The organism is Kitasatospora sp. CB02891 (assembly GCF_002803145.1).
Classification (GTDB): Bacteria; Actinomycetota; Actinomycetes; order Streptomycetales; family Streptomycetaceae; genus Kitasatospora; species Kitasatospora griseola.
Map to the genome: position 1 here is coordinate 41,881 of NZ_NNBO01000007.1, position 22,298 is coordinate 64,178.

At 71.9% G+C, this 22,298-nt stretch carries 21 protein-coding genes; 13 read left to right on the top strand and 8 right to left on the bottom strand.

The window, feature by feature from the left end:
- Nucleotides 1-20: 20 nt before the first annotated feature.
- Nucleotides 21-554 (bottom strand): ATP-binding protein, encoded by a 534-nt coding sequence (locus CG736_RS17150; RefSeq protein WP_157815616.1) that lies wholly within the window; start codon nt 552-554, stop codon nt 21-23.
- Between the two features lie 190 nt (nt 555-744).
- Between CG736_RS17150 and CG736_RS17155 the strand changes: the two genes are divergently transcribed.
- A complete protein-coding gene (locus CG736_RS17155) occupies nt 745-1,503 on the top strand; it encodes a GntR family transcriptional regulator (protein WP_100587112.1) in 759 nt (252 codons plus the stop codon).
- A gap of 72 nt (nt 1,504-1,575) precedes the next feature.
- Here the strand turns inward: CG736_RS17155 and CG736_RS36280 are convergent, their stop codons facing one another.
- Complete coding sequence (locus tag CG736_RS36280) at nt 1,576-2,733, bottom strand: alpha/beta hydrolase (protein ID WP_157815617.1); 1,158 nt, start codon at nt 2,731-2,733, stop codon at nt 1,576-1,578.
- Between the two features lie 103 nt (nt 2,734-2,836).
- Nucleotides 2,837-3,364, bottom strand: coding sequence for a YbhB/YbcL family Raf kinase inhibitor-like protein (locus CG736_RS17165; RefSeq protein WP_100587113.1), 528 nt, complete (start codon nt 3,362-3,364; stop codon nt 2,837-2,839).
- Between the two features lie 252 nt (nt 3,365-3,616).
- Between CG736_RS17165 and CG736_RS17170 the strand changes: the two genes are divergently transcribed.
- A complete protein-coding gene (locus CG736_RS17170; RefSeq protein ID WP_100587326.1) occupies nt 3,617-4,897 on the top strand; it encodes an MFS transporter in 1,281 nt (426 codons plus the stop codon).
- 459 nt (nt 4,898-5,356) lie between these two features.
- Here the strand turns inward: CG736_RS17170 and CG736_RS17175 are convergent, their stop codons facing one another.
- Nucleotides 5,357-5,611, bottom strand: a complete 255-nt coding sequence (locus CG736_RS17175; RefSeq protein WP_100587114.1) for a dTMP kinase — start codon at nt 5,609-5,611, stop codon at nt 5,357-5,359.
- A gap of 286 nt (nt 5,612-5,897) precedes the next feature.
- On the opposite strand from CG736_RS17175, the gene CG736_RS17180 reads away from it, so the two are divergent.
- A complete protein-coding gene (locus tag CG736_RS17180; RefSeq protein WP_100587115.1) occupies nt 5,898-7,271 on the top strand; it encodes a hypothetical protein in 1,374 nt (457 codons plus the stop codon).
- A 113-nt stretch (nt 7,272-7,384) separates the two neighbouring features.
- Here the strand turns inward: CG736_RS17180 and CG736_RS17185 are convergent, their stop codons facing one another.
- Nucleotides 7,385-7,873: a hypothetical protein gene (locus CG736_RS17185; protein WP_035863661.1), complete on the bottom strand. Its 489-nt coding sequence runs from the start codon at nt 7,871-7,873 to the stop codon at nt 7,385-7,387.
- Nucleotides 7,874-8,240: 367 nt separating this feature from the next.
- On the opposite strand from CG736_RS17185, the gene hemL reads away from it, so the two are divergent.
- The 7 genes from hemL to CG736_RS17220 all read left to right on the top strand — a co-directional run bounded on the left by hemL (nt 8,241) and on the right by CG736_RS17220 (nt 15,325).
- A complete protein-coding gene (hemL, locus tag CG736_RS17190; RefSeq protein WP_100587116.1) occupies nt 8,241-9,581 on the top strand; it encodes a glutamate-1-semialdehyde 2,1-aminomutase in 1,341 nt (446 codons plus the stop codon).
- 101 nt (nt 9,582-9,682) lie between these two features.
- The gene (locus CG736_RS17195) at nt 9,683-10,333 is read left to right on the top strand and encodes a histidine phosphatase family protein (RefSeq protein ID WP_100587327.1); all 651 of its coding nucleotides are present in this window, start codon (nt 9,683-9,685) and stop codon (nt 10,331-10,333) included.
- A 219-nt stretch (nt 10,334-10,552) separates the two neighbouring features.
- A complete protein-coding gene (locus CG736_RS17200; protein WP_043914724.1) occupies nt 10,553-11,146 on the top strand; it encodes a TlpA disulfide reductase family protein in 594 nt (197 codons plus the stop codon).
- Nucleotides 11,143-11,922: a cytochrome c biogenesis CcdA family protein gene (locus tag CG736_RS17205; RefSeq protein WP_189271525.1), complete on the top strand. Its 780-nt coding sequence runs from the start codon at nt 11,143-11,145 to the stop codon at nt 11,920-11,922. The genes CG736_RS17200 and CG736_RS17205 overlap by 4 nt, the downstream gene beginning before the upstream one ends.
- Nucleotides 11,923-11,925: 3 nt before the next feature.
- Entirely contained in the window at nt 11,926-13,731 is a 1,806-nt protein-coding gene (locus CG736_RS17210; RefSeq protein WP_100587117.1) for a cytochrome c biogenesis protein ResB, read from the top strand.
- Between the two features lie 3 nt (nt 13,732-13,734).
- Nucleotides 13,735-14,856 (top strand): c-type cytochrome biogenesis protein CcsB, encoded by a 1,122-nt coding sequence (gene ccsB / locus CG736_RS17215; protein WP_100587118.1) that lies wholly within the window; start codon nt 13,735-13,737, stop codon nt 14,854-14,856.
- Nucleotides 14,857-14,920: 64 nt separating this feature from the next.
- On the top strand, nt 14,921-15,325 hold the full coding sequence (locus CG736_RS17220; protein WP_043914717.1) for a hypothetical protein: 405 nt from the start codon (nt 14,921-14,923) through the stop codon (nt 15,323-15,325).
- A gap of 104 nt (nt 15,326-15,429) precedes the next feature.
- Here CG736_RS17220 and CG736_RS17225 read toward each other — a convergent pair whose 3' ends face one another.
- The 3 genes from CG736_RS17225 to CG736_RS17235 form a co-directional block, all read right to left on the bottom strand.
- Nucleotides 15,430-15,633: an acyl-CoA carboxylase epsilon subunit gene (locus tag CG736_RS17225; protein ID WP_043914715.1), complete on the bottom strand. Its 204-nt coding sequence runs from the start codon at nt 15,631-15,633 to the stop codon at nt 15,430-15,432.
- 59 nt (nt 15,634-15,692) lie between these two features.
- On the bottom strand, nt 15,693-17,285 hold the full coding sequence (locus tag CG736_RS17230; protein WP_100587329.1) for an acyl-CoA carboxylase subunit beta: 1,593 nt from the start codon (nt 17,283-17,285) through the stop codon (nt 15,693-15,695).
- Between the two features lie 350 nt (nt 17,286-17,635).
- A complete protein-coding gene (locus tag CG736_RS17235) occupies nt 17,636-18,052 on the bottom strand; it encodes a PLD nuclease N-terminal domain-containing protein (protein ID WP_100587119.1) in 417 nt (138 codons plus the stop codon).
- Nucleotides 18,053-18,126: 74 nt separating this feature from the next.
- Here CG736_RS17235 and CG736_RS17240 point away from each other — a divergent pair, with 74 nt between their 5' ends.
- The 3 genes from CG736_RS17240 to CG736_RS17250 all read left to right on the top strand — a co-directional run bounded on the left by CG736_RS17240 (nt 18,127) and on the right by CG736_RS17250 (nt 22,298).
- Nucleotides 18,127-19,584, top strand: a complete 1,458-nt coding sequence (locus CG736_RS17240) for a menaquinone biosynthesis decarboxylase (RefSeq protein WP_100587120.1) — start codon at nt 18,127-18,129, stop codon at nt 19,582-19,584.
- On the top strand, nt 19,581-20,483 hold the full coding sequence (gene mqnP / locus CG736_RS17245) for a menaquinone biosynthesis prenyltransferase MqnP (RefSeq protein ID WP_100587121.1): 903 nt from the start codon (nt 19,581-19,583) through the stop codon (nt 20,481-20,483). Before CG736_RS17240 ends, mqnP begins: the two co-directional genes overlap by 4 nt.
- Before the next feature lie 111 nt (nt 20,484-20,594).
- Nucleotides 20,595-22,298: an RNA ligase family protein gene (locus tag CG736_RS17250; protein ID WP_100587122.1), complete on the top strand. Its 1,704-nt coding sequence runs from the start codon at nt 20,595-20,597 to the stop codon at nt 22,296-22,298.

The following is a 22,298-nucleotide window of genomic DNA, read 5'->3' on the forward strand; positions in this document are numbered from 1 at the left end:
CCGGCCGGGTCGGGGCGAGGTCAGTGACAGGTCATGGCCCCGGGCGCGACCCGGTCGGCCGGGGGCTTCGGCGGGACGCCCTGCCGGGGGTTCCGGTCCGGGGGTTCGTCGGTGCGGCGGCTCCGGGTCGGCCACCACAGGCGGCCGACCGGCCCGGTCGGCAGGGCGATCTCCGCCCACACCCACTTCCCGGTGCGCTTGCGGACCACCCCGTGGGCGAGCGCGAGTTCGGCGATCAGCAGGATGCCGCGGCCGGACTCGGAGTCCCGGTCGGGGCGGCCGGCCATTGGGACGGCGGGGGAGGCGTCGTAGACCTCTATGACGGCCCGGTGGTGCAGCGGGTCGGCGTGCACGCCGACGGTGACGACCGGGCCGGTGGCATGGCGGACGGCGTTGCCGAGCAGTTCCGAGGTGACCAGATCGACGGTCAGTTGGGTGTCCTCGTCCAGCGGGGCGCCGCCCCAGGCGGTGATCAGCGCGCGGACCCGGCGGCGTCCGGCGGCGACGGTGGCGGGCTCGCGGGGCAGTGAGAACCATCGACGGTGCACGGACATGGCGGGCTCCTCACGCGGGTTCGCTCGATGAGCGCTCCTGGAACGCCCGTCGAGCGGGAGACTCGGCAGCCGATATGAGGGTATGTCAGATTGCAGCATCTCTAGACAAGCTGAAATCTCTAGAGATGTCAATGCACTTGGGGGCGGGCCGTGCGTAGGATGTCTAGAGAAGGGAAGGAAACCCGCCGCCATGACCAGTCACCCCCGGGCCACCCGGCCCAAGTACCAGCGGATCGCCGAAGACCTCAAGCGCGACATCGACTCCGGCCGCTACCGACCCGGTGACCGGCTGCCGGGCGAGAACGACCTGATGGTGACGTACGGCGTGGCCCGGATGACGGCCCGCCAGGCGCTCGGCGTGCTGCAGACCGAGGGGATCGCGGAGGCCCGCAAGGGGGTGGGGGTCTTCGTCCGGGAGTTCCGGCCGATAAGGCGTCGCGGCATCCAGCGGCTGTCCGACCGGAACTGGGGCAGCGGCTTCTCGGTCTGGTCGACCGACATAGCGGCCCGCGACCTGACGGTGGACCAGCTGACGGTCGCTGAGCGCGAGGTCCCCGAGGAGATCGCCGCCGTCCTCGGACTGAAGGCCGGTGAGTCGGCCTGCGTGCGCAGCCGCCGCTTCGTGCTGGACGGCAAGCCGGTGCTGCTCTCCGAGTCCTACCTGCCGGCCGCGCTGGTGGCGGGCAGCCGGATCACCGATCCCGACACCGGCCCCGGCGGCACCTACGCCCGGCTCGCCGAGCTCGGCCACAAGCCGGTGCACTTCCAGGAGCACATCCGCTCCCGGATGCCCGCCGGCGACGAGGCCGAGCGCCTCGCCCTCGCCCCCGGCACGCCGGTCTTCCTGGTGCACCGCACCGCCTTCGCCGAGGACGGCCAGGTGGTGGAGTTCAACGCGATGGTGCTCGACTCGTCCTCGTACATCCTCGAATACGACTTCGACGCCTGACCGTCCACAGCCGGTGGACGGCCGGTGGACAGCCGGGCGCACTTGTCCACAGGTCTGTGGACAAGTCCCGCGCTATCCGCGGCTCCAGCGGAACTCGACCTCGGGGAAGCGCGGCGAGGGGCTGTCGAGCAGCCGTGCCGGCCGGTGCCGCAGGAAGTGGTCGAAGTAGGCCCGGGTGTAGCCGCGGGTGAGCTCGGTGGTCCGGTCCGGGGCGAGCGTGCCGAACAGCGCCGCGTACGCCTCGGCCGGCAGGTGCTGCGGCAGCCCGCCGGGGACGGCCGCGTGCGGGAGGTCGGTGAAGCTGAGGTGCCCGGCGCCGAGGAAGCGCAACTGACGGGCCCAGCCGCGCTGGTGGTCGCGCCAGCGCTGCCAGGTGTCGTGGTCGGCCGACGAGGTCAGCAGCAGGAACGGGCGGTCCAGGCCGAGTTCGGGCACCGGGGAGCCGAACAGGCCGCCGTCCAGGTCGAGCCCGGCGACGAACCGGTCGTCCTGACGGACCGCCTCGGCCGCCGCCGCCCCGCCCATCGAGTGGCCGAGCACGCCGATCCGCCCGCCGTCCGCGTACGGCAGCCCGGGCCGGCGCGGCAGCTCCCGGCGCTCCGTCAGCGCGGTGGCGACGAAGCGCAGGTCATCGACCCGGGTAGCGATCTCCTGGTGCTCGGTGGCGCCCCAGTCGGCCGGATCGTCGGCCAGCACGCTGCGCACCAGTCGGCCGTCGGGAAACTCCACCGCGGCGGCGTCGTACGTGTGGTCGACGGACGCGACCAGGTAGCCGTGGGCGGCGAGCTCCTCGGCCAGCGCGGTGCAGTTGCTCCGCCCGCCCTTGCGGCCGTGCCCCAGCAACAGCAGGGGGAGGGCGCCGGGCGCGGCGGGCGCACCGGCGCGCGCCGTCGGGCGGACGGCGGCGAGGGTGCCGGGGTCCAGCTGCAGCATCGTCTCGAACGCCGCCGCGACCCTCGGCGTGGTGTACGGCGCGCGGGCGTACTCGCCCCGGTCGAGCGCCGGGTACCACAGCTGGACCATGAGTTCGCGCGGTCCCGGGGTCGGCGCGAACGGGTCCTGTCGGGCCCGGTCGACGAGGTGCAGGGCGACGGTGCCCACCGGCCGGTCGACGGTCGGCCTCGGCAGGTCGATCGACCGTACGGGCGCGGCCGAGGCCGACCGCGCGGAGAACGTGAGAGCGGCGGCGCCCGCCCCGGCCGCCACCAACAGTGATCGTCGCCCGATCATCGTCCACCCCCGGAGTTCGGCCCGACCTGATGGCCACTCACGGTAGAGGTCCGGATCACCGTCGACCAGAGGGCGTGCCCGGCGCCGGGCACGCCCCTCGCTGTCAGCTCTCGTACTCGGCGACCACGGTGGCCCGGGCCAGCGCGTGGAAGCCGAGGGCGCCGCCGATCGCCGCCGCCGAGGTGTCCGCGTCCAGGCCGATCGAGTCGACGCCCAGGGCGTGCACGGTGAAGACGTACCGGTGCGGGCCGTGGCCGGGCGGCGGGGCCGCACCGCCGAAGTCCCGGGTGCCGTAGTCGTTGCGACCGTGCACCGCACCCGCCGGCAGGCCCGGGAACTCGCCGCTGCCCGCGCCGGACGCCAACTCGGTGACGGTCGCCGGGAGATCGAACAGCAGCCAGTGCCACCAGCCGGAGCCGGTCGGCGCGTCCGGGTCGAAGCAGGTCACCGCGAAGCTCTTGGTCTCCGCCGGGAACCCGGACCAGCTGAGCTGCGGCGAGCGGTTCCCGGCCTGATGGACCTGCTCGTCACCCAGCCTGCCCCCGTCCACCACGTCCTCGCTGACCAGCGTGAACGTCGGGACGGGGCGCAGGAAGGTGTGCGGCAGCGGCGGCCGGTCGGATGCGGTCATGGGTGTCCCCCGTGGGTGGTGCGTCGATGGGTGCCCCGCGACCCCAGTGCGGCGACATCGGTTCGCCAAGATCCGTTCTGTGCAGGGCGGCTGACCACGCCTTGGCTCGGCGAGCTGGTAATTCGGTTGCCGGGAACCGGAATTGGTCGAGACCTTTGAGGGTTGCCTGCCGTCGTCGCCGAAGGAGTCCGCGCCGTGGACGGGATCTTCGCCCGGGAGTACCGGGCGGTCACCGCCTGCTTCACCGCCATCATGTTCCTGACCGGGTTCGCCGCCCTGGCCGTGGTGCCCACCCTGCCGACCGCCGCCGCAGATCTGCACGGAGTGGCACTGTTCCCGCTGGTCGCCGGGTGCTTCGTGGCCGCCAGCCTGCTCGGCGGCGTCCTCGGCGGCACCTGGTCCGACCGCGCCGGGGCCCGCGACCCGCTCGCCGCCGGCCTGGTCCTCACCGTCCTCACCCTGCTGGTCTCCGCCACCAGCACCTCCATCTGGCAGCTCGCCGTCGGGCGCTTCCTGGACGGCCTCGCCGCCGGCATGGCCGCCGTCGCCGTCAACGCGGCCATCGGCCAGGCCTACCCCGAGCGGCTCCGGCCCCGGGTGCTCGCCCTGATGAGCGCCTGCTGGGTGATCCCCTCGCTGGTCGGCCCGCCGCTCGCCGGACTGGTCTCCGAACTCTGGTCCTGGCGCGTCGTGTTCCACGGCCTGGCCGCACTGACCGCACTCCCCACCGTCCTGCTGGTCCCGGTCCTGCGCCGCCACGCGCTGCCGCGCAGTCTCGACGCACACCCGCCCCGGCCGCCGCTCTTGATCGCCGCCGTGGTCAGCGTCGGCGCCGCCCTCGGCCAGTACGGCGTCTCCGGTTGGGACGCCCGCCATCTGCTCTTCGTCGCCGTCGGCGCCGCCCTGCTGATCGCCTTCGCCCCGCGCCTGCTCCCCACCGGCACCTGGCGGGCCCTGCACGGCCTGCCCACCACGGTGCTGCTGCGCGGCCTCTCCTCGGGGACGTTCTTCACCCTGGAGGCGTACGTCCCCCTGCTGCTGATCACCGAGCGCCACGTCGACCCGGTGGTCAGCGGCTTCGCCTTCACCGGCGCGGCGATCGCCTGGGCGGTCGGCTCCTGGGCGCAGGGCCGCCTCTTCCAGCACACGCCGCGCCATCGGGTGGTCGCCCTCGGCGCCCTGGTGATGTCCGCCGCCGTCGCCCTCGCCGTCCTCGGCACCCTCCCCACCGTGCCCGCCCTCACCGCCGCCCCCGCGATGCCCGTCGCCGCCCTCGGCATGGGCCTGCTCTCCCCGGCCCTGACCGTCCTCTCCCTCACCCACAGCCCGCCCGGCCGCGAGGGCCACACCAGCAGCGCCATGCAGACCAACCAGAACCTCGGCCAGGTCGGCGTCCTCGCCCTCGCCTCCGCCGTCCTCAACACCTGCCTGGCCCTCGACGCCACTCAACTCACCTGCTACGCCACGGCCTTCGCCCTGCTCGCGGCCCCGGTGGCGCTGCTCGTCGCACTGGCAGGGCGCGCGCGAGCATAGGCGCGAACCGTTCCGGCGGCCGGGCGGGGCGACTCGGGCACGCGCAGGGTGCCGGGCCGGGCGCGGTGGGGAAGGCGGTCGGTTCTCGGACGGTGCTGCCCTGTCCGACCCCGGCGACGCCCGCGCAGACCGGAGCACCCTCGGCCGCTCCATCCTGGCCCGCGCCGAACGTGCCGGCTGTCTCGCCGAGTTGGAGCCCGCCGAACGCGACGAGCCGGTCACCTACGTGGTCGACCGCACCGGCGCCCTGCGCCTGGCCCCCGCCGCAGCGAGTACGTCGCATGCGCGGGGACCCCCTGACCGGGCCGGTTCACCTCGCCGTTCGTGTTCCGCCGCTGCCCGGCGGGTACGCCACTCAACCTGGTCAAGGACGAGGACCTGACCTGCGCCGTCTGCGACAGCCCTGCCGGGCGAGTGGAACCTCGACAACGAGTCGGCCATTTCGCACGGGGCGCGGGTTCACGGCCGGCCCGTACGGCGAGGCCGGAGGTCGGGGGCGGCGCGGCTGCCGGTCAGCACGGTGCGGATCTGGGAGGTGTGGGCGTGCAGGAGGCGGACAGTGCGATCGACGCCGCCCGGCAGGAAGGGCATGAGGACCAGGGCGGGGACGGCAGCGGCGACGGTGATCAGTAGCAGCGGAATGAGCAGGGCGACGAGCAGGATGCGCTGCAAGGCCTTGAACGGCAGCGGGACAGGCAGGAACGGCGGGTACATGCGGTCTCCTTCACCGGATCGGCCCGGTGGTGTGCCGGGCGGTGGGGAGACCGTGCCGATGGTTCGAGTTGTTCGACAGCGTTCGGGGGATCCCTGCAGGTAGGGTCCGGACAACGGGGGGTTGTCCCCGGACGGTCGGGACAACGGTCCTGTGCGGGACAGGAGTTGGAAGATGGCGGGGCAGCGCCGGGGCGGCAGGCCATGGGGCCCGATCCGCGGGGAGACCGCCGAGGCCCGAGCCTTGGCGAGCTTCCTCCGTGCGCGGGTGGACGAGAGCCCTTTGACGATGACGGCAGTCGCGGAGCGGATCCGGCTGCCCAGGACCCGGGTCGGCTCCTACCTGTCCGGCCAGGCCTGCGCCGACCAGGACTTCGTCACCGAGCTGCTGCGCGTCACGGTGCCCGATCCCAGGATGCGTGAGCGTCGACAGGCCGAGGCCCTGGTCCTGCTGCGGGCCGCGCTGAACCCGGCCAGGGCGCGGTCCGCCGCCGTTCCGGCGGACGGGCCGGGAATCGTCTCGGAGCTGATCCGGGCACGAACCCAACAGGTGGAGGTCTACGACCGGCTGACCCGGTCGCTGGAGCAGCAGGCCGAGCTGGAGCGAGCGGTGAACAACTCCGCACAGCTGGTGACGGTGTTGCTGCAAATGCTGCGCACACTGGATCAGCGGGTGGGAACGCTGTCGGCCGAGCGTGACCGCCTGCGTGCGACCGCCGGTGAGTCGCGCGCGCTGAAAGAGACCCAGCGGCAGTTGGCGCGCGCGCTGGACCAGGAACGCCGGGCGAAGGAGGAGTTCGAGCGCGCGGAGGAGAAGCGACGGCAGGCCGAAGCCCTCGCCGCCCGGGTCCAGGAACAGGTCCGAGCGCTGACCGACGAGCTCGACCGGCTCCGCGCCGCCGGACCCGTCCTCGAAGGCGATCCGGACCAGGAGCCCGACACGACAGTCCGTTCGGCGCCGAACGTCGAAGCGGTGATCGATGCGGTGGGCGACGACATCGAGCAGGCGCTGTCTCGTGCCGCCGCCGTGAACGATGCCGACGATCAGACCCTGCGCCGCATCACCGACGCCCTCCGGGACGACTCTCCCGACGGCGGGTCGGAGATCGAGGACCCTTCGGTGCTGTCGGGCGTGACCGACACGAGCAGCCCGAAGTCCTCCGGGGCGAGGTCGGTGGCGCTGGACCTGGTGGTCCCGTTGCTGAAGGCCTCCCTGGACGTCGCCTCGAAGCAGGCCCAACGGCCGATCGACTCACCGGCCGGACGGATCGTCTCGCTGGTCGCCCGGCGCGACATGGACAACGGCAACATGGAGGGCCTGAGCAACCTCTTCACCGGCCTCGCCTTCACCCTGTCGTACATGCTCCCCGCCATGGCCGTGGCCCAGTCCCGGGAGCCCGAGGAGGTGATGCGGCAGCTGGTCTCCGAGCTGCGGGCGCGTGACGGCAACTCCAACGTGCCGAGGGTGATCGAGGAGCTGTCCTCGGCGCAGGGACTGGCCACCGTCGGGGCGGAGATCATGGCCGCCGACCAGGTCGACTTCCTCAACCTGGTGACGGACCTCGCGGACTTCACCGCCGAAGCCTCGGTGGTCGCCGCGCATCTGCTCGAATGCCCGCTGGAAGAGGTCTGGGCGGAGGTCGAAGCCGGCCTGCACGAGTGAACCCTCCCACCCGGACGTACTCGCCGACGGGTCGAGATCCTGAGCGTTCCAAGTGCCCTACTGCGGCTGCCGCCTGACTGAGCGTCGGAAGGCAATCGCAGGAATTCGGCGGCTCAGGGCCAGACCAGGCAGTAGAGCTGGTGGCCGGCGTCGTGCAGGCGGTTGGCGAAGTCCTGCCACTCGTGCAGCATCTGGTAGATGACGAAGGCGTCCCGGGGGCCGCGGCGGTCGGGGACGGTGGACCAGATGAAGGCGGCGGCGCCGAGTTCGGTCTCGTCGGCCTTGCGGAGCGGTTCGACGACGGTGTGCGGGAGTTGGACGACCGCGTAGTCGGGGTGCAGGACCACCAGTTCGAGCGGCGGGACGTGGTGGAGCGGGACGCCCTGGATGCCCGTGAGGACCATCGCGCTCATCGTCTCGGGCTTGATCTTGGTGGAGAGGTGGCCGTTGCCGGAGCCGCTGGTCTCCATCAGGTCGCCGAGCCGGCCCAGCGCGCCGAGCTCCCCGGCGTCGAGGCCGAGGCCACCGGGGCCGAGGGCGGTGGGGACTCTGGCGGCGGTGGCGCGGTCCGGTGCGCCGAAGTACTTGTAGGTGACCCCCACTTTGTCTTCGCCCCTCCTTCCCCTGCCCGCTTCCCTGCCCCCGCCGGTCTCGGACGGCCTGCGGGTGCGCTCCGCGGCCTCGTCGAAACCGTCCTGCCTCTCGGACACTCGGACCATCCTCACCGGAACTCACCGGAATCGACAGACCCCCGCATGTCCGACTTTCCCTCCGGACATGCCCCTTACCCGTCTGCTGGCGTGCTACACGAGCGCGCGCTACTCGACCTTACCTTCGCCACAGCCAGTGAGGGGAGCAGCACACGGATCATCGTTCCAGATGATCGGGCCCGACATGCAGAACGCAAAGACACGATTTGAGACCATGTTCGGGTAAGAGAGGCTCCAGGCCACCCCGCGGACCCAACGGATGAGCGAGCAGATGAGCTACCCGTACGAAGCACCCCAGTCCCAGTCGCTGTTCGAGCGCGCCTTGGCGGTCACCCCCGGCGGCGTCAACTCGCCGGTGCGGGCCTTCCGCGCGGTCGGCGGCACGCCCCGTTTCATGGTGTCCGGCAGCGGCCCGTACCTGACCGACGCCGATGGCCGCGAGTACGTGGACCTGGTGTGTTCGTGGGGTCCGATGCTGCTCGGCCACGCGCACCCGGCGGTGATCGAGGCGGTGCAGCAGGCGGTCGCCCGCGGCACCTCGTTCGGCACGCCCGGCCAGGGCGAGGTCGAGCTCGGCGAGGAGATCGTCGCCCGGATCGCCCCGGTCGAGCAGGTCCGCCTGGTCTCCAGCGGCACCGAGGCGACCATGTCGGCGATCCGGCTGGCCCGCGGCTTCACGGGCCGCGCCAAGGTGGTCAAGTTCGCCGGGTGTTACCACGGTCACGTGGACGCGCTGCTGGCCGCCGCCGGTTCCGGCGTCGCCACCTTCGGCCTGCCGGACACCCCGGGCGTCACCGGCGCGCAGGCCGGCGACACCATCGTGCTGCCGTACAACGACCTGGACGCGGTGCGCGCCGCCTTCGCCGCGCACCCCGGCGAGATCGCCTGCGTGATCACCGAGGCCTCGCCCGGCAACATGGGCGTCGTCCCGCCGCTGCCCGGCTTCAACGGGGGCCTGGCCGCACTGTGCCGGGAGAACGGCGCGCTGTTCATCTCCGACGAGGTGATGACCGGCTTCCGCGTCTCCAAGGCCGGCTGGTACGGGCTGGAGGCCGCTCACGAGGGCTGGGCGCCGGACCTGCTGACGTTCGGCAAGGTGATGGGCGGCGGCTTCCCCGCCGCGGCGTTCGGCGGCCGCGCCGACGTGATGGCGCACCTCGCCCCGGCCGGCCCGGTCTACCAGGCGGGCACCCTGTCCGGTAACCCGATCGCCACCGCGGCCGGCCTGGCCCAGCTGCGCCACTGCACCGACGAGGTGTACGCCACCGTGGACGAGGTCGCCGCCGAGGTGTCCGGCCTGGTCACCGAGGCGCTCTCGAAGGAGGGCGTGGCGCACCGCCTGCAGACCGCGGGCAACATGTTCTCGGTCTTCTTCACCGACGAGCAGGTCACCAACTACGACGAGGCCCGCCGGCAGCAGGCGTTCCGCTTCAACGGCTTCTTCCACGCGATGCTGAGCCAGGGCGTCTACCTGCCGCCGTCGGCGTTCGAGTCCTGGTTCGTCTCGTCCGCGCACGACGCGCGCGCGATCGAGCGGATCGCCGCCGCCCTGCCCGCCGCGGCCCGCGCCGCCGCCGAGGCCACCGAGGAGTCGAAGTGACTGAGCGAAGCGAAGGAGCCGTCGAGCACGGCGAAGCGTCCGACGAGCGAGTCGAGGCGGGTGCACCGGCCGGGAAGAAGGACATCACCGTCGTCCACGTGATGCGGCACGGTGAGGTGCACAACCCGGAGGGCGTGCTGTACGGCCGGCTGCCGGGCTATCACCTGTCCGAGCTGGGGCGGGAGATGGCCGAGCGGGTGGCCGACCACCTGAAGGACCGTGACATCACGCACGTGGTGGCCTCGCCGCTGGAGCGCGCCCAGGAGACCGCCGAGCCGATCGCCAAGGCGCACGGCCTGACCGTCGCGGCCGACCCGCGGCTGATCGAGGCGGAGAACATCTTCGAGGGCAAGACCTTCGGCGTCGGCGACGGCTCGCTGCGCAACCCGGCGTACTGGCGGTACCTGACCAACCCGTTCAAGCCGTCCTGGGGCGAGCCGTACATCGACCAGGTGGTGCGGATGATGGGTGCGATCGCCGCCGCCCGGGACGCCGCGCGCGGGCACGAGGCGGTGTGCGTCAGCCACCAGCTGCCGATCTGGATCCTGCGTTCGTTCGCCGAGCGCCGCCGGCTGTGGCACGACCCGCGCCGCCGGCAGTGCTCGCTGGCCTCGCTGACCAGCTTCACCTACGAGGGCGACCGGATCGTCTCGATCGGCTACCGCGAGCCGGCCCGCGACCTGCTGCCGGCCCACCTGGTGGGCAAGGGCAAGAAGGGCGACAAGCCGGTCGGGAAGAGCTTCGGGGCGTAGGCCGCACCGCCCCGGGGCGTGGCGCGCACCGCCTTCGACGCGCGGCGCGCGCCCGCTCCGGGACGTTGGTCACACCGGCGGCCCCGGGGTAAACCCGGCGGGCGGCGGAATGCCCGAATTAAGACGATCATAAGCGGAGTCTTCGCAGGTCACGGGGGGTCCGGCCGACAACGCCGGACCCCCCGAAAACGGGCCGAAGAGCCATGCGAAACTTTTCACATGTCTTGGACGCGCAGCCGCCGCACCCGCCTCACCGCCGCCCTCGGTGCGGCCACCGCCCTGGCCCTCGCCGGGTGTGGCAGCTCGGGCAGCGGGGGAGGCTCCGCGGGCTTCATCACCGGCAAGGGCGGCATCGCCACCGTTCCCGCCGGGCACCGGGTGGACGCCCCGGACATCAGCGGCACCGGGCTGGACGGCACCGGCACGCTCAAGCTCTCCGACTACCGCGGCAAGGTGGTCGTCCTCAACGTCTGGGGCTCCTGGTGCAGCCCCTGCCGGGCCGAGGCCAAGGGCCTGCAGGCCAGCGCCGAGAAGTACGCCGACCAGGTGCAGTTCCTCGGCATCAACACCCGGGACACCGACCCCGCCAACGCGGTCGCGTTCGAGAAGAACTTCGGGGTGACCTACCCGAGCATCTACGACCCGGACGGCACCCAGATCCTCAAGTTCCCCAAGGGCAGCCTCCCCCCGCAGTCCATCCCGACCACCATCGTGATCGACAAGGACGGCAAGCTGGCCGCCCGCGCCATGCGCGCGATGTCCACCGAGGACCTCGACAAGATGATCGAGCCGGTCCTCGCGGAGTCCAAGTGAGCGCCGTCCTGGTCGCTGCCGAGGTCGGTTACAACGAAACCGTGGGCAGCGGCGCGCTGATGCTCGCGCTGCCGATCGCGCTGGCCGCCGGGCTGGTCTCGTTCTTCTCGCCGTGCGTGCTGCCACTGGTGCCCGGCTACCTCAGCTACGTCACCGGCTTCTCCGCCGCCGACCTGTCGGAAGCCCGCGGCACCCGCCGCGGGCGGATGCTGGCCGGCTCGCTGCTGTTCGTGCTCGGCTTCGGCGCGGTGTTCGTCTCCGGCGGCGCGCTGTTCGGCTCGTTCGGGCACACCCTGCAGGAGCACCAGCGGATCATCTCGATCGTGATGGGCTGCGTCACGGTGCTGATGGGCCTGGCCTTCATGGGCCTGCTGCCCGGCTTCACCATGCGCGAGCTGCGGACGCACCGCCGCCCCGCGGTCGGTCTGGCCGGGGCCCCGCTGCTCGGCCTGGTGTTCGGGATCGGCTGGACGCCGTGCATGGGCCCGACCCTGGCGGCGATCAACACGCTGGCCGTCAACGAGGGCAGCGCCGGGCGTGGCGCGCTGCTGATGGCCGTCTACTGCCTCGGCCTCGGCGTACCGTTCGTGCTGGCCGCCCTGGCGTTCCGCAAGGCGCTGGGCGCCTTCGGCTGGGTGAAGCGGCACTACCAGTGGGTGATGCGGATCGGCGGCGGCATGCTCGTCGCGGTCGGCCTGGCCCTGGTGACCGGGGCGTGGGACGCGCTGGTCAACCAGCTCCAGTACCTCACCGAGAACTTTTCGATCGGAATCTGACCCGTGAGCGACACCAAGACCAGCCCCCAGCCGGCCGACGCCGCGGACAGCCCCGGATCGTCGGACGGCTCCGACCGTACGGACAACCCCTTCCTGGTGGACGCCGAGGCCGTCGAGCGGCTCAGCACCGCGCCCGTGGAGAGCGACGGCCCCGTCGGCATAGGCGTCATCGGCTGGGCGCGCTGGGTCTGGCGTCAGCTGACCTCGATGCGGGTCGCCCTGCTGCTGCTCTTCCTGCTGTCGCTGGCGGCCATCCCGGGCTCGCTGATCCCGCAGGACGGCCCCGACCAGATGAAGGTCGCGACCTGGAAGAGCGCCCACAAGGGCATCACCCCGCTCTTCGAGCGGCTCGAACTGTTCAACGTGTACAGCTCGTTCTGGTTCTCGGCGATCTACATCCTGCTGTTCATCTCGCTGGCCGGCTGCATCGTCCCGCGCACCTGGCAGTTCGTCGGCGTGCTGCGCGCGCAGCCCCCGGCGGCCCCGCGCAACCTGACCCGGATGCCGGTCTACGCGGCCTGGCACAGCGACGCCGACCCGGACGCGGTGCACGCCGCCGCCCACCGCCTGCTGAAGAAGCGCGGCTTCCGGGCCTCCGCCGACGGCGGCTCGATCGCGGCCGAGAAGGGCTACCTGCGCGAGGTCGGCAACCTGCTGTTCCACTTCTCGCTGTTCGCGCTGCTGATCGGCGTCGCCTGGGCCGGCCTGGCCTCCGGCACCGCCAGCAAGCTGGTGCTGGAGGGTCAGGGCTACTCCAACACCACCACCCAGATCGACGACTTCTACGGTTCGTACGGCTACACCGTCGACGACCTGGACGCCTTCGGCTTCAAGCTGGACGGCTTCACCGCCCGGTACCAGGAGAGCGGCCCGCAGGTCGGCACCGCCCGGCAGTTCACCGCGAACGTCCGCTACTGGGTCGGCGACGACGCGACCAAGCTGAAGAAGTCCACCATCGAGGTCAACCACCCGCTGGAGATCGGCGGGTCCAAGGTCTACCTGATCGGCCACGGCTACGCCCCGGTGGTGACGGTCAAGAACGCCAAGAACGAGATCGTCTACCGCGGTCCGACGCCGTTCCTGCCGCGCGACGCCAACATGACCTCGCCCGGCGTGATCAAGGTCAACGACTACGGCGCCGACGCCAACGGCAACAAGACCCAGCTGGCCTTCCAGGGCTTCTTCCTGCCGACCGCGCCGGAGAACTTCGAGAAGACCGGCCCGCGGTCGGTGTTCCCCGCCGCCGCGGACCCGATGCTGGTGCTCACCGCCTACGCCGGCGACCTGCGCACCGACAGCGGCCTGCCGCAGAACGTGTACCAGCTGGACGACAAGGCGATGACCCAGCTGAAGGTCGGCGACGACATCGCCCGCGCCCGCCTCAAGGTCGGCGAGGGCTGGCAGCTGCCCGACGGCTACGGGACCATCACGTTCGACGGCTACCAGCAGTGGGCCACGTTCACCGTCTCGCACCGGCCCGGCAACTCCATCGCGCTGGCCGGCGCGGTCGCCGCGATCCTCGGTCTGATCGGCTCGCTGTTCGTCCAGCGCCGCCGGATCTGGGTCCGGGCCACCACCGGCCCCGACGGCCGCACCCTGGTCGAGATGGCCGGCCTGGGCCGCAGCGAGTCCACCCGCACCGCCGAGGAGCTCGCCGAGCTCGCCGTCGAGCTGCAGGGCGACGCCCCCGCCACCGACGAGGAACCGGCGCCCGCCGATCCCACCGGCAACGACGCTGACGACGACGCACCGACTGCGGCCGACTCCCCGGCCGCAGCCGCCCCCACCGCCCCGGAAACCAAGGAGTAGACGGTGCTGCTCGCGCAGGTCAACCATGAGTTGGCCGACATCTCCAACAAGCTGGTCTATTCGGCGATGGCCGTCTACACCCTGGCCATGTTCGCTCAGATGTTCGAGTGGACCTTCGGCGCCAAGGGCGGCGTCGCCGTCCGCTCCCGGCAGCAGGCCACCCTCGCGGACGCGGTCAGCGACTCGGCCGACGCGGCCAAGGGCGTCCGCAAGGTCAGCGTCACGGTGGCCTCGCAGGGCGGCGGCACCACCACCCTGACCCGCACCGCGCTGGCCGACGCCGGCGCCACCACGGTGACCAGCGGCCGCGGCGACGAGGGCCCGGCCGACGGCCTCGGCCCGGCCGGCAGCAGCGAGAAGGCCGACATGGCCGGCCGGATCGCGGTCTCGATGACCGTGCTCGGCATGCTGCTGCACACCGGCGGCGTGATCACCCGCGGCCTGTCGGTGATGCGCTGGCCGTGGGGCAACATGTACGAGTTCTCCGTCGCGTTCGCGCTGATGATGGTCGGCTCGTACGTCGTGCTGCTGGCCACCAAGAAGAACGTGCGCTGGCTCGGCCTGCCCGTGGTGATCGCCGTCCTGCTGATCCTCGGCGTCGCCGTCAGCGTGCTGTACACGGAGTCCGAGCAGCTCGTCCCGGCGCTGCACTCCTACTGGCTGGGCATCCACGTCTCGACCGCGACGATCTGCGGCGGCGCGTTCTTCGCGGCGTTCGTCGCCACCGGCGCCTACCTGCTCAAGGACCGCTACGAGCACCGGCTCGCGGCCGGACTGACCGTCCGCGCGGCCAACCTGATGGACCGGCTGCCCGCCGCGAGCAGCCTGGACAAGCTGTCCTACCGGATCAACGCGCTGGTCTTCCCGCTGTGGACGTTCACCATCATCGCGGGCGCGATCTGGGCCGAGGCCGCCTGGGGCAAGTACTGGGAGTGGGACCCGAAGGAGACCTGGTCGTTCATCACCTGGGTCGCCTACGCCGCCTACCTGCACGCCCGGGCCACCGCCGGCTGGCGCGGACGCAAGGCCGCCTACCTGGCCCTGCTCGCCTTCGCCTGCTGGCTGTTCAACTTCTACGGCGTCAACATCTTCGTCACCGGCAAGCACTCGTACGCCGGCATCTGACGCCCCGCCCCACCCACACCTGATTCACCCCCGAGATCCACAAAGCCGCGAGGAGGGCCGCACCATGGAGTGCGACGAGGTCATCATGACCGTCCGAATCACCGCAGCGGAACGTGCGCTGCTGCGACGGCTCGCCCAGGGCCACCACAGCGACGTCTCGGAGGTCGTCGCCGACGGCCTGCTGGACGTCCTGCCCACGCTGCACTGCCCGGCGGACGCCCACCGGCTGCTCGCCGCGCTCGCCACCCCGGCGCCCTGCGCGCTCACGGTGTGGCTGCCCACCGAGCTCGCCGACCTGCTCACCATCGCCACCGCGCGGATCGCCCACTCCACCGGCGTCCGCCTCGGCTCGTCCTGCATCATGCTCGGGGCCGCGGTGCGGCTCTGGCTGGCCCAGGACCCGCAGCGGCTGGCGGCCAACCTCATCACCATGCACGCCGGCCGCCCTGCGGCGCTGGCCGCGGCGTAGCAGCAGCAAAAAAGACGCCGAGGGCTCCGGAGGCACTGCCTCCGGAGCCCTCGGCGTTCGCGCGAATCCTCAGGACCTGCCCGGCCGGACGGGCCGGACGGGCCTTATGCGGCCTGCTGCCAGCTGACCGGGGAGAAGTACGCCGGGCGGCGCTCCATCCGGGACCAGGTGGCGATCGGCTCGACGACCTGTCCGGCGGCGGCGACCGACGCGGCCTGCGCGGCGCGGGCGGCCAGCACCGCGGTCAGGGCGGCGAGCTCCTCGGCGGACAGCGAGCCCCGGACGATGCGGACGAGAGGTTCGTTCATGATTCCTGTTTCTCCCCCAGGCTGGCGGCTGAACGGTGGCGGCGGGCTCGACGCACCGGTTACATCGGCGGGTTGCCGTGCTTGCGGCTCGGCAGGTCGGCGTGCTTGGTGCGGAGCATGGCCAGCGAGGAGGCCAGCACGGCGCGGGTCTCGGCCGGGTCGATGACGTCGTCGACGAGGCCGCGCTCGGCCGCGTAGTACGGGTGCATCAGCTCGCTCTTGTACTCCTTGATCTTCTGCGCGCGCATCGCCTCGGGGTCGTCGGCCCCGTTGATGTCACGGCGGAAGATCACGTTGGCGGCGCCCTCGGCGCCCATCACGGCGATCTCGTTGGTCGGCCAGGCGAAGGACAGGTCCGCGCCGATCGAGCGGGAGTCCATCACGATGTACGCGCCGCCGTACGCCTTGCGCAGGATCAGCTGGATCCGCGGCACGGTGGCGTTGCAGTACGCGTACAGCAGCTTCGCGCCGTGCCGGATGATGCCGTCGTGCTCCTGGTCCACGCCCGGCAGGAAGCCCGGCACGTCCAGCATGGTCACCAGCGGGATGTTGAACGCGTCGCACATCTGCACGAAGCGCGCGGACTTCTCGGACGCGTTGATGTCCAGCACACCGGCCAGCGACTGCGGCTGGTTGGCGATGATGCCCACCACGTGGCCGTCCACCCGGGCCAGCGCGCAGATCACGTTGGTCGCCCAGCGCTCGTGGACCTCCAGGTACTCGCCGTGGTCGACGATCTCCTCGATCACCTTGCGCATGTCGTACGGGCGGTTGCCGTCCGCCGGGACGAGGTCCAGCAGCGACTCGTTGCGGCGGTCCACCGGGTCGTCACTGGCCACCGTGGGCGGCATCTCGCGGTTGTTCTGCGGCAGCAGCGACAGCAGGTAGCGGACTTCCTCGATGCAGGACTGCTCGTCGTCGTAGACGAAGTGCGAGACACCGGAGACCGACGAGTGGACGTCGGCGCCGCCGAGGCCGTTCTGGGTGATCTTCTCGCCGGTGACGGCCTGCACCACGTCCGGGCCGGTGATGAACATCTGCGAGGTCTCGCGGACCATGAACACGAAGTCCGTCAGCGCCGGCGAGTACGCCGCGCCGCCCGCACACGGGCCGAGCATCACCGAGATCTGCGGGATCACGCCCGAGGCCCGGGTGTTGCGCTGGAAGATGCCGCCGTAGCCGGCCAGCGCGGTGACGCCCTCCTGGATGCGGGCGCCCGCGCCGTCGTTCAGCGACACCAGCGGCGCGCCGGCCGCGATGGCCATGTCCATGATCTTGTGGATCTTCTGCGCGTGGGCCTCGCCCAGCGCGCCGCCGAAGATCCGGAAGTCGTGGGCGTAGGTGAAGACCGTCCGGCCGTGCACGGTGCCCCAGCCGACGACCACGCCGTCGGTGTGCGGCTTCTTCGCCTCCAGGCCGAAGCCCTGGGCGCGGTGCCGGCGCAGCGGCTCGACCTCGCGGAAGGAGCCCTCGTCCAGCAGCAGCTCGATCCGCTCACGGGCGGTCAGCTTGCCCTTGGCGTGCTGGGCCTCGGTGGCCTTCTCGCTCGGACCCCGGCGGACCTGCTCGCGCAGCTCGTGAAGTTCGGCGACCCGGCTACGGGCATCGGCCGGAGCCTCGCCGCCGACCGGCGCATCGTGCAGGACCGTCATCTCGAACCTCTCCAGGGTCACGTGAGCCAGCGAACACCTCTTCTGTTACGACAGTACGAGCCACTGTGCCCGCGTTTCGGCGTCGATTCCGTACAAGGTCGGAAGCCGATCGCTGTAGAGGGCGCACAGAAGGGGGCGCACAGGCCTACTGCCGGGTCACCCCCGACGGGTGCCCAGGGGCACCCCCGGCGGGATCGCCAGGACCAGTGAATTGGCAGGTCAGCGGCAAGATGGCGGGCATGCGGAGGCCGCCGGAACGCGGCCCTCCGGAAGGGGCGCGCGAAGGCCGGCGGCCGACCGGAACGGAACCGGGGAACGCTCGGGTCGTAGGGATCCGCCAAAAGACGGGATCAGCCCTTGGGAACGTCGTCCTCGGGGCGCTCGCCGCCCCGCCGCAGCTCCTCCTCGCGGCGGCGCAGGTCCGCCTCCCACTGCTTGAGCATGTCCTCGTGCTGCTGGTTGCCGCGCTTCAGCGAGGCCAGGAACTCCGGGTCGTCGTCCGGCGCGAGCGGCCGCGGCCGCTCGCGCTCCGGGAACCCGGCGGTCGGGCCGGACGGCCACGCCGCCCGCCGGCCGCGCGAACGGGCCCGGTCCTTTCCCGCCACCAGCCAGGCGATCGACCCGACCAGCGGGAACAGCAGCACGATGATCACCCACACCACCTTCGGCAGGTGGCGGATCTCGTCCTCCGGGGTGGTCAGGCAGTCGATGAACGCCCACACCCACAGGGCCAGCAGTGCCACCGTTGGGACGACTCGCAGAAGCACGCGCAGAACTCCGAACTATGTTCGAACAGGACCCTTGGCGGGCCCAGGTTAGCCCGTACCGGATACTGACAGGTATGGCATACGACGATCTCCGTTCCTTCCTCCGGGCCCTGGAACGCGACGGTGACCTGAAGCGGATCAAGGTGGAGGTCGACCCCCACTTGGAGGTCGGTGAGATCGTCGACCGGGTGCAGAAGGCCAAGGGCCCCGCGCTGCTCTTCGAGAACGTCAAGGGCTCGGCGATGCCGCTGGCCATGAACGTCTTCGGCAGCGAGCGCCGGCTCTCCAAGGCCCTCGGCCTGAAGTCCCCCGACGACATCGCCGAGAAGATCGGCGGCCTGCTCAAGCCCGAGCTGCCGCACGGCTTCACCGGCTTCCGCGAGGCCTTCGGCAAGCTCGCCACGATGGCGCACGTCCCGCCGAAGAACGTGAAGTCCGGCGACGCGCCCGTGCACGAGGTGGTGCTCACCGGCGAGGACGTCGACCTGGAGCAGCTGCCCGCCCTGTTCACCTGGCCGCTGGACGGCGGCTCCTTCTTCAACCTCGGCCTGACCCACACCAAGGACCCCGACTCGGGCATCCGCAACCTCGGCCTGTACCGGCTGCAGCGGCACGACAAGCGCACCATCGGCATGCACTGGCAGATCCACAAGGACAGCCGCAACCACGCCGCGGTCGCCGCCAAGCGCGGCGAGAAGCTCCCCGTCGCGATCGCCTTCGGCTGCCCGCCCGCCGTCACCTACGCCGCCACCGCCCCGCTGCCCGGCGACATCGACGAGTACCTGTTCGCCGGCTTCGTGGCCGGCGAGCGGGTCCGGATGGTCGACTGCAAGACCGTCCCGCTGCAGGTCCCGGCGGACGCCGAGGTCGTCCTCGAAGGCTGGCTGGAGCCCGGCGAGATGCTCCCCGAGGGCCCGTTCGGCGACCACACCGGCTTCTACACGCCGCAGGAGCCGTTCCCCGCGCTCACCATCGACTGCGTCACCATGCGCCGCCGCCCGATCCTGCAGTCCATCGTGGTCGGCCGCCCGCCCACCGAGGACGGGCCGCTCGGCAAGTTCACCGAGCGCTTCTTCCTGCCGCTGCTCAAGGTGATCATCCCGGACATCGTCGACTACGACCTGCCCGAGGCCGGCGGCTTCCACAACTGCGTGATCGTCTCGATCGACAAGAAGTACCCCAAGCACGCGCAGAAGGTCATGCACGCCATCTGGGGCGCCCACATGATGTCGCTGACCAAGCTGATCATCGTGGTGGACGCCGACTGCGACGTCCACGACTACCAGGAAGTCGCCTGGCGAGCCCTCGGCAACGTCGACTACAGCCGCGACCTGTCCGTCGTCGAAGGCCCCGTCGACCACCTCGACCACGCCTCCTACCAGCAGTTCTGGGGCGGCAAGGCCGGCATCGACGCCACCCGCAAGCTCCCCGAGGAGGGCTACACCCGCGACGGCGGCTGGCCCGAGATGGTCGCCTCCGACCCGGAGACCGCCGCCCGGGTCACCCGCCGCTGGAAGGAGTACGGGCTGTGACCGCCGCCACCGCTCTCGAAGCCCCGAGGAGCAGGACCCGGGCCTTCCTGCGCCTGGTGATGATCGAGCACTCGATCTTCGCCCTGCCGTTCGCCTACATCGCCGCCCTCACCGCGATGTTCCTCGCCGACAAGTCCGTGCACTGGGGCGAACTGCTGCTGGTCACCGTCTGCATGGTCGGCCTGCGCACCTTCGCGATGGCCGCGAACCGGATCATCGACCGCGAGATCGACGCCCGGAACCCGCGCACCGCGGGCCGCGAACTCGTCACCGGCGCGGTCTCGCTGCGCACCGCGTACATCGGCTCCGCCGTCGCCCTGGTGGTCTTCCTCGGCTCCGCCGCCCTGCTCAACACCCTCTGCCTGGTGCTGGCCCCGGTCGCGGTGATCCCGATGGTGGTCTACCCCTACGGCAAGCGCTTCACCGACTTCCCGCAGGCCATCCTCGGTCTCGCCCAGGCGATCGGCCCCGTCGGCGCCTGGCTGGCCGTCACCGGCACCTGGTCCTGGGACGCGGCCGTCCTCGGCCTCGCCGTCGGCATCTGGATCGGCGGCTTCGACCTCATCTACGCCTGCCAGGACGTCGCCGCCGACCGCGGCATGGGCGTCCGCTCCGTCCCCGCGAGGTTCGGCATCCCCGCCGCGATCAACGGCGCCCGCGTCTGCCACGCCCTCACCACCGCCCTCCTCGTCTGGTACGCCGTCCTCACCCACGCCGGCGCCTTCTTCTGGTGCGGCCTCGCCGTGGTCGCCGGCGCCTTCGTCTACGAGCACACCATCGTCAAGCCCCACGACCTCTCCCGCCTCAACCGGGCCTTCTTCTCCACCAACGGCTTCGTGGGCATCTCGCTGTTCGTGTTCGCGCTGATCGACCTGATCGCGCGAGGGCTTGTGGCGTAAGGGAGTACCACCGGGGGCGCGTGGGGGTACCTCCGCGCCCCCGGTGGCTTTCGTATCCCGCCCCCGCAAAATCGTTGGCCCGGTCCGAGGTCCCGTCCCTAGGCTGGCCGTATGCGCGTGCACTACCCCCGGACGCCGCACCTCCCGTGGTCGCCCGGTGCGACGGCGGACGACGTCCGCAGCGGTGATCTCTCCGGTCTCGCCCACCGCGAGGTGGTTCTCACCGAGAAGCTCGACGGCGAGAACACCACCCTCTACCCGGACGGCCTGCACGCGCGTTCCCTCGACTCCGCGCACCACCCCTCCCGGACGTGGGTGAAGGCGCTCCAGAGCCGTCTCGGCCCGCGGATTCCCCAGGGCTGGCGGATCTGCGGCGAGAACCTGTTCGCCCGCCATTCGCTCCCATACGGCGAGCTCGACAGCTGGTTCTACGGCTTCTCGGTGTGGACCGCCGACGACCACTGCCTCGACTGGGACGCCACCGTCCGTTTCCTGCGCCGTCTCGGTGTCCCGACGCCCCGCGTGCTGTGGCGGGGCCGGTACGACGAGCGCGCGATCCGGGCGTTGAAGCTCGACCTGGACCGTCAGGAGGGCTACGTCGTCCGTACGGTCGAGGGCTTCCCGAGGGCGGAGTTCGGCAGCCGGGTGGCCAAGTGGGTCCGCCCGCAGCACGTCCGGACCAGCACCCACTGGATGCACGCGGCCGTGGTCGAGAACGGTCTCGGCCCGAACGCCCCGCTCTGGCACGTTCGTTCGGGCGGCACGCCGGATCGCGCCGCGCTCGCGGAGGCCCTGCGCCTGCCCGAACTCCCGCCGCTGGACGAGATGTCCGCCCGCCTGGACGAACTCGGCCGCACCGGCGACGCCCGGCTGAACGGCATCCTCGCCGCCGCCCTGTCGACCGCCCGCCGCGAGGACGTGCTGCCGCGGCTCGCGCCGACGCTGGGCCTGCCGCAGGCCCGCCGGGTGGCCGACCTGGTCGGGCTGCACCCGCAGCTCGGCCGGCCGTACCCGGACGAGGACCGTCGTGCGGGACTGGTCCGGCTGACGGCGGCCGCCGATCTGGGGGTGCTGCACGCCGTTGCCGCGACCGCCGCGGGGACGGCGGAGGAGCGTGAGCAGGTCGCCTGGTCGGCGCTGCACGCGGAGGACGCGGGGCTGCTGGGGCCCGATCCGCTGGCGGGCCTGCGGGCCGGGTTGAGCGAGGCACTGGAGGGTTTCGGTCCGGACGTCCGGGACAGGTGCTGGGCGCAGGCCCGGGAGGCGTTCGCGGCGGGCCGGATCGCCACCGCGGAGGAAGCCGTCGCGGCGACCTGGGCGTGGCGGGACGGCCGGTTCCCGCAGCTGGTGCACCTGTGCGGCCCGGCGGGCAGCGGCAAGTCGACGTTCGCGGCGACCCTGCGCGGTACCCGGATCGCGCTGGACGACCTGCGGACGGCCCGCGGCTCGCGCAGCGACCAGCGCGACAACGGCGAGGTGCTGCGCGAGGGTCTGACCGCGCTGGAGGCGGCCCTCGGCGAGGGCCGCGCCGCGGTGTGGGACGCCACCTCGCTGAACCGCCATCAGCGTTCCCACGTGCAGGCGATCGCCCGGCGTCGGGACGCGCTGCTGACCCAGGTGGTGCTGGTGGTCGACGAGGCCGAACTGGCCCGCCGCAACGCGGTCCGGGCGCACCCCGTCCCGGCCGAGGTGCTGACGGCGCAGCTGCACCGCTGGAGCCCGCCGTACCCGGGGCAGGCGCACCGCACCTGGTACGTGGGCGCGGGCGGCGCGGTGGAGGACACGGCGGGCGCCCTGGACGGCGAGGAGGACTGA

Coding starts and splice junctions, on each gene's coding strand:
- CG736_RS17150 (WP_157815616.1), bottom strand. CDS start 554: ATGTCCGTGCACCGTCGATGGTTCTCACTGCCCCGCGAGCCCGCCACC.
- CG736_RS17155 (WP_100587112.1), top strand. CDS start 745: ATGACCAGTCACCCCCGGGCCACCCGGCCCAAGTACCAGCGGATCGCC.
- CG736_RS36280 (WP_157815617.1), bottom strand. CDS start 2,733: ATGATCGGGCGACGATCACTGTTGGTGGCGGCCGGGGCGGGCGCCGCC.
- CG736_RS17165 (WP_100587113.1), bottom strand. CDS start 3,364: ATGACCGCATCCGACCGGCCGCCGCTGCCGCACACCTTCCTGCGCCCC.
- CG736_RS17170 (WP_100587326.1), top strand. CDS start 3,617: ATGTTCCTGACCGGGTTCGCCGCCCTGGCCGTGGTGCCCACCCTGCCG.
- CG736_RS17175 (WP_100587114.1), bottom strand. CDS start 5,611: ATGTACCCGCCGTTCCTGCCTGTCCCGCTGCCGTTCAAGGCCTTGCAG.
- CG736_RS17180 (WP_100587115.1), top strand. CDS start 5,898: ATGACGGCAGTCGCGGAGCGGATCCGGCTGCCCAGGACCCGGGTCGGC.
- hemL (WP_100587116.1), top strand. CDS start 8,241: ATGAGCGAGCAGATGAGCTACCCGTACGAAGCACCCCAGTCCCAGTCG.
- CG736_RS17195 (WP_100587327.1), top strand. CDS start 9,683: ATGCGGCACGGTGAGGTGCACAACCCGGAGGGCGTGCTGTACGGCCGG.
- CG736_RS17200 (WP_043914724.1), top strand. CDS start 10,553: ATGTCTTGGACGCGCAGCCGCCGCACCCGCCTCACCGCCGCCCTCGGT.
- CG736_RS17220 (WP_043914717.1), top strand. CDS start 14,921: ATGGAGTGCGACGAGGTCATCATGACCGTCCGAATCACCGCAGCGGAA.
- CG736_RS17225 (WP_043914715.1), bottom strand. CDS start 15,633: ATGAACGAACCTCTCGTCCGCATCGTCCGGGGCTCGCTGTCCGCCGAG.
- CG736_RS17230 (WP_100587329.1), bottom strand. CDS start 17,285: ATGACGGTCCTGCACGATGCGCCGGTCGGCGGCGAGGCTCCGGCCGAT.
- CG736_RS17240 (WP_100587120.1), top strand. CDS start 18,127: ATGGCATACGACGATCTCCGTTCCTTCCTCCGGGCCCTGGAACGCGAC.
- CG736_RS17250 (WP_100587122.1), top strand. CDS start 20,595: ATGCGCGTGCACTACCCCCGGACGCCGCACCTCCCGTGGTCGCCCGGT.